The sequence below is a fragment of the Vibrio sp. 2132-1 genome, from assembly GCF_033344315.1.
Genome location: NZ_JAWPON010000454.1, coordinates 1 through 638, shown reverse-complemented (window position 1 = coordinate 638; position 638 = coordinate 1). Strand labels below are relative to the sequence as shown.

Below are 638 nucleotides of genomic sequence, written 5' to 3'. Positions count from 1 at the left end.
GTCGTACAAGGTCTTGCGTGACACCTGTAATTCTAGTTGAACCTCTTTAAGTCTGCCTCTGTGTCGCTGTAATGCATCAAATAACAGACAATATTCAAAGTGTTCTGTGCGTGGAGTCATGCTCTGAATTTCGATGCTCTTTTCACTGTCCCAATCTTCCATGCGAAAAGTCTCAGGTTTGAGAGCGCGCAGCTCCGCAAATTGGCGCAGTTGTTTAACGTTTTCTGGCCAAGAAAGCTCTGTAATTCGGCGTACTTCGTCCAAACTGATGTGCGGTGGTTGCAGCTGATAACGGCTTGCTGCATGACGTACGAAGTGTTTGTAAAGTGGGCCAATATCTTCTTTGCGTTCATCCAGCGTTGGTAAGTGGATGAGCGTTGCGAACGCTTTAACATCGGCATCAACCTTGGTCGTAGCACCAAATACGCGCTCCAATTTCGGGCGGTTAAACAGGCATTGCCACTGTGCGAGCGAGATATGTTCGGCGCTGTGCAGGTACAAACTGCAACGATTTGAGTCTTCCGTCAGGTGTTCAATGGCTTTGTCGAGTGCATCTAGCGACAGTTCGTAAAGGTCTTCACCTGATGCTGCAATCAGCTCGCTGTCTGGTGTGGCGTGAATATCGTGAGCAAATTGCG

General features: G+C 48.4%; 1 pseudogene. It reads right to left on the bottom strand.

What is annotated here, in order from left to right:
* Positions 1 to 638: pseudogene (locus R8N47_RS26000) on the bottom strand (sigma-54-dependent Fis family transcriptional regulator); the annotation flags it as partial.